Source organism: Actinoplanes sp. NPDC051633 (assembly GCF_040681735.1).
Classification (GTDB): domain Bacteria; phylum Actinomycetota; class Actinomycetes; order Mycobacteriales; family Micromonosporaceae; genus Actinoplanes.
In genome coordinates this window covers 1-4,628 of the sequence record NZ_JBFAZH010000637.1, presented here as the reverse complement: position 1 = coordinate 4,628, position 4,628 = coordinate 1, and the positions used below count along the sequence as shown (strand labels likewise).

Sequence of the window (4,628 nt, the reverse complement as noted above, 5' to 3'; positions counted from 1 at the left end):
TCTCGATATTCCCGCACGTCGACCACCCCGACCTGCCGGAGAACACGATGGCCGCGGCCGAACGCTGGGCCGCCGCCCTGCCCAACCCGGCCTACGCCATCGACGACGACACCGCCATCCGAGTAGTCGCCGGCGCCGTCGACGTCATCACCGAGGGCCACTGGAAGCTGTTCGCGTCTCAGGCCCGGGTGAGGGCGGCGGCCTCGTCATAGCGCCGCGCGACCAGGCCGGCGACCCGCGGGTCGAGACACAGCGGGGCCGTCACCCGGTCGGCGCCCGACCGGTGCAACGTCCGGTAGAAGAGGCCGTCGGCGAGCAGGTACGCGGCGACGACGATCCGCTCGGCGCCCTGCCGCCGAAGGTGCGCGACGGTCTGCTCCGCCTCCTTGACGAAGGCGAGCCGCGCGCCGAGATCGTCCGCCACGCTCCGCGCCTGCGCCCGCCAGCCCGGATCCGACGAACCGGCCGCGGCGAGCACCACCGCGTCGTGCGGCCCGATCCGCTCGGCCATGATCTCGGTGAGCAGCGGGTCCGGCCCCAGCGGCGGTGTCACCACGCTGCCGCCCGCCGCTTCGGCGATGTCCACCCGCACGTGGTAGCCGGTGGAGAGCAACAGCGGCACGATCACCGGCGCTCCGCCCGAGGGAGCGAGGCCGCCCATCGTGTCGACGAGCCGCGGCCGCTGTACGTCCACATGGGTCAGTCGCACGTCGAGGCCGGGCCGGGTCATCGCGACGGTGTCGGCCAGCGCCCGGATCTGCGCCTGACCGGTCGCCGACCGGGTCCCGTGCGCCACCGCGACGAGCGGGCCGCCATCGCCGTGACCCCCGCGGCTCACGGGCCTCATGCCGCCTCGTCGACGCGGAGGCGGTAGCCGCGCTTGATCACCGTCTCGATGTGCTTCCCGCTGCCGAGGGCGGTGCGCAGCCGGGCGATCGCCACGTCGACCGCGTGGCCGTCGTTGCCGCGTGGCAGGTTCGCCGCCAGCTGCTCCTTGGAGACCACCACGCCGGGGCGGTCGGCCAGCGCGGTCAGGATGGTCATCGAGGCCGGCGCGAGGGTGTGCAGCGTGCCGTCGATCAGCACGGCGTGCCCGCGCAGCTCGAGGCTCGTCCCGCCGGCCCGGATCCGGACGGCCCGCCGCGGCAACTCGTCGGTGATCGCCTTGATCAGCGCGCCCAGCCGGAACCGCTGCGGCGCCACCACCGGAACCTGCTCCTGGGTCAGCGGTTGCGCGGTGACCGGTCCGACGCAGGCGGCCATGACGCCGCCACGGAACCGGTCGAGCACCGCGGACCGGGCGGGCCCGGCGACCTGCAGGAACGCCCGTACGGCCGGGGCGCTGGTGAAGGTGACGGCGTCGACCTGGCGCTGGACGACCTGGTCGACCAGCCGCCGGACCGGGGTGAGATCCGGCGGCAGCGTCCAGCGGTAGACCGGGACCTCGACCACGGCGGCGCCGGCCGTACGCAGCGCCGCGACGAACTCCGTCTGCGGTTCGCCGTGCTCCTGCACCACGATCCGCAGCCCGGTGACACCCTCGCCGAGCAGCCGCTCCAGGATCTCCTCGGATGCCTCGGTGGCGGCCGCCCAGTCCTCGCTGAGCCCGGCCGCCCGGATGGCGCCGCAGGGCTTCGGGCCACGGGCGACGATCCGCGCCCGCTGCAGCACCGCGCGCAGGTCATCGCCCATCCCCCACCCGTCGGCGGCCTCCAGCCAGCCACGGAACCCGAAGCCGGTGGTGGCGATCACGAGGTCGGGGGTGAGCCCGATGCAGGCCGCCGTCGCCGCGCGCAGGGCCTCGTCGTCGGCCAGCGGGACGATCGTGATGGCCGAGGCGGTGACCACCCGGGCGCCGCGACGGGCCAGCAGGGCCGCCATCTCGTCGCGGCGTCGTTCGGCGGTCACCGCGACGGTGAACCCGGCGAGCGCGCCGACACCGTCATCCGATCCGACCGTCATGCGACCCATGCTGGCGACCGTGGGTGTCGCGGGTGCGGCGGTCATGTTTCGCGGGTGTCAACCCAGGGTCATTTCACCCGGCGTACGCCGGAGAGGATCGTTTCGAGATCTTCACTGAGGGCCGCGAGCCGGTCGGCGCCGATCATCGTGACGAGCCGGCTCTCGACTTCGGGTACGAACGCCTGCGCCAGGTCGATCACCTCGCGGCCGCGCTCGGTCGGCAACACCAGCTTGGCCCGGCGATCGGCCGGGTCGGGCCGCCTGGTCACGTACCCGCGTTCCTCAAGATGGACGACCAGCTCGGCCATCGCCTGCTTGGTGATGCCGGCCCGCTCGGCCAGGACGCTGACCGTCGTCCCGTCGTCGTCGAGGAACTGGAAGACGACACTGTGCGCGGGCCTGATCTCGCCGTGGCCGTGCTCGGCCAGATGGGTGATCACCAGGTCGTTGAGCGCGACGAAGACCTCGCGCGCGAGGCTGGCGAGGTTGAGCGGGCGAACTCGGCCCTGCGTGACCGGCAAGCGGGTTGACATCGACAGGTCACCTGTCTAAATTGGGGACATGGACAAGCTACCTGTCGATCGTGCCACATGTGAACGCCTCACGATGGGGCGAGACGAGATCACCATCCTCGCGACCAGCGCGGAGACCGGCGGTGCACTCTTCGCCGTCGAGGTCCGGATGCCGCCGGGCGGCGGCCCACCGGTCATGCACCGCCACGAGCCGGGCGAGATCTACCACGTGCTCAGCGGCGAGTTCACCTTCTACACGGCGCCCGCGGGAGCGCCGCGCTCGCGGGTGACGGCCCGGGCCGGCGACGTGGTCCCGCTCGCCGGCGGTGTCCCGCACACGATTCGCAACGAGTCGTCGTCCGACGCGGTCGCCCTGCTCGTGCATGCTCCGGGCGCGCCGATGGAGGGCTTCACCCGGGCGGTGGTGGCGGCGAGTGCCACCGATGGGCCGCCGACGATGGAGCAGGTCATGAAGATCGCCGCCGACAATGGCATCGAAATGCTCGACCCCATTTAGAGTGGCGGGCATGGCCGTCGTCGACATGTTCGCCGGGATGTCCGTCAGCGATTATCCGGCCTCGGTCGCGTGGTACGAGAAACTGCTCGGCGCACCGCCGGCGTTCCTGGCCCACGAGACCGAGGCAGTCTTCGCCGTGCTCGACAACGCCTGGCTGTATGTCGAGCTCGAGCCGGACCACGCCGGCCACGCACAGGTCACGCTCTTCGTCGACGACCTGGATGAGCGGGTCACCGCCATCACGTCTCGCGGCATCGAGCCGGCCAGCCGCGAGACCTACGACAACGGCGTCCGCAAAGTCATCTACCACGACCTGGACGGCAACGAGATCGGCTTCGGCGGCGGCCCGGCTTCCTAGCGCCCTGTTCCAGGCAGCGCAGGGAAGTTGGCAACAGAAATCAGTGGGCCAGCCGCTTATCGACGAGGTCGACGATCAGCCCGCGATAGGGCCCTGGGTTGCGGCGGGCGCGCAGCAGCGCCTCGCGGGCCGCCTCCGGGCGGCCGTCGCGCCGATGGACGTCGGCCAGCATCAACGACAGCACCGACTCGTTGCCGAGGTGACCGGCCTCGATTATCCGCGCCATTCCGGCTTCGAGGTTCGCCGCATCGCCGGCGGCCCAGGCCCGCACCCACGCGGCGATCGACTCCAGCCAGCCGAAGCGGAATCGCCGGTCGAGCTCGAGCGCCCGCCGGGCGAGGTCACCCGCGAACGACACATCGGACAGATACGGGCCGCAGGCGGCGCCCAGCGTGCGGGCCACCGCCCGCGGGAACGGACGGCCGTCGGCGTCGGCGAGCGCCACGGCCGCACCGGCCGCGGACCGGTACGCCTCCCGATCGCCGTGCAGGGCGGCCCAGTAACCCTCGATCAGCAGCAGCATCACGTGCAGGTGCTCGTCGAAGGCGGCGAGCTCGGCGGCGGGCGCGGCCTCGACGTGCCCGCGCGCGGCCCGCAGGTGCTCGTACGCCCGGTCGCGGTCGTCCTCGGCCAGGGCGGCGAAGATGCCGGTGAGGTCGACCACGGCGAGCGATGCGTGGTTGAGCTCCTCGGCGGGGGCGGCCCGCAGGGTTCGGGCGATGTCCACGTAGGACGGATCGTTGCGGTCGAGCAGGAAGAAGTAGAGCGACCACCACAGCTGCGCCGTGTCGTCGTTGTAGGCCCCGGCCGCGCCGAGCTCCATGGCGCGGTCCACCACCGCCCGCACATCCTCGTCACCCCAGCCGCGGCCGGTCATGATGAGCCGGAAGAGCCGCAGCAGCAGCGACAGCTCGGCGGTCGGGTCGGTGACCAGCGTGAGGGCGTGGCGCAGGTGGGTCTCGGCCTGTTCCAGCGCGTACACCGCCGCGGCGGCGTCCGCGGCCGCCAGGAGCGCGGGCACGGCGGCCTCGCCGACCAGTTCCCGGGCCGCCCACAGGTGCCGGGCCAGCTCGTCCGGGCTCGTGCCGCGGGACTTCGCGAGCTCGGCGGCGACCGCGGCATGCAACCGGGCGGCGCGGCCGGCCGGCAGCGCGTCCAGCACCACCTCCTGCACAAGCGCGTGCACGAACCGGCGGCCGCCGCCGGCGCCGGCCTCGACGACGCCGTGTCGTGCCGCCTCGGCGCAGGCGGGCCTGGCCGCGGGGCTGTCGGGGCCCGC

At 73.0% G+C, this 4,628-nt stretch carries 5 protein-coding genes and 2 pseudogenes; 3 read left to right on the top strand and 4 right to left on the bottom strand.

All coding sequences use genetic code 11. From position 1 onward, the window contains the following. Positions 1–212 (top strand): annotated as a pseudogene (locus AB0M20_RS28505) (hypothetical protein); the annotation flags it as partial. Here the strand turns inward: AB0M20_RS28505 and AB0M20_RS28500 are convergent. From AB0M20_RS28500 to AB0M20_RS28490, 3 genes are all read right to left on the bottom strand, one after another. Then, on the bottom strand, positions 179–847 hold the full coding sequence (locus AB0M20_RS28500) for a CbiX/SirB N-terminal domain-containing protein (RefSeq protein WP_364303372.1): 669 nt from the start codon (positions 845–847) through the stop codon (positions 179–181). The pseudogene AB0M20_RS28505 and the gene AB0M20_RS28500 sit on opposite strands and share 34 nt — an antisense overlap. Next, on the bottom strand, positions 844–1,962 hold the full coding sequence (locus tag AB0M20_RS28495; protein WP_364303370.1) for a uroporphyrinogen-III synthase: 1,119 nt from the start codon (positions 1,960–1,962) through the stop codon (positions 844–846). Before AB0M20_RS28495 ends, AB0M20_RS28500 begins: the two co-directional genes overlap by 4 nt. Positions 1,963–2,030: 68 nt before the next feature. Further along, the gene (locus AB0M20_RS28490) at positions 2,031–2,495 is read right to left on the bottom strand and encodes a MarR family transcriptional regulator (RefSeq protein WP_364303368.1); all 465 of its coding nucleotides are present in this window, start codon (positions 2,493–2,495) and stop codon (positions 2,031–2,033) included. Positions 2,496–2,523: 28 nt separating this feature from the next. On the opposite strand from AB0M20_RS28490, the gene AB0M20_RS28485 reads away from it, so the two are divergent. Further along, complete coding sequence (locus tag AB0M20_RS28485; protein WP_364303366.1) at positions 2,524–2,991, top strand: cupin domain-containing protein; 468 nt, start codon at positions 2,524–2,526, stop codon at positions 2,989–2,991. A gap of 10 nt (positions 2,992–3,001) precedes the next feature. Further along, positions 3,002–3,349: a VOC family protein gene (locus AB0M20_RS28480; protein ID WP_364303363.1), complete on the top strand. Its 348-nt coding sequence runs from the start codon at positions 3,002–3,004 to the stop codon at positions 3,347–3,349. A gap of 40 nt (positions 3,350–3,389) precedes the next feature. Here AB0M20_RS28480 and AB0M20_RS28475 read toward each other — a convergent pair. Next, positions 3,390–4,628 (bottom strand): annotated as a pseudogene (locus AB0M20_RS28475) (hypothetical protein); the annotation flags it as partial.

Excerpts from the sequence above, each read along its gene's own strand:
- AB0M20_RS28480 (WP_364303363.1), top strand. The coding sequence starts at position 3,002 with ATGGCCGTCGTCGACATGTTCGCCGGGATGTCCGTCAGCGATTATCCG.
- AB0M20_RS28490 (WP_364303368.1), bottom strand. The coding sequence starts at position 2,495 with ATGTCAACCCGCTTGCCGGTCACGCAGGGCCGAGTTCGCCCGCTCAAC.
- AB0M20_RS28500 (WP_364303372.1), bottom strand. The coding sequence starts at position 847 with ATGAGGCCCGTGAGCCGCGGGGGTCACGGCGATGGCGGCCCGCTCGTC.
- AB0M20_RS28485 (WP_364303366.1), top strand. The coding sequence starts at position 2,524 with ATGGACAAGCTACCTGTCGATCGTGCCACATGTGAACGCCTCACGATG.
- AB0M20_RS28495 (WP_364303370.1), bottom strand. The coding sequence starts at position 1,962 with ATGACGGTCGGATCGGATGACGGTGTCGGCGCGCTCGCCGGGTTCACC.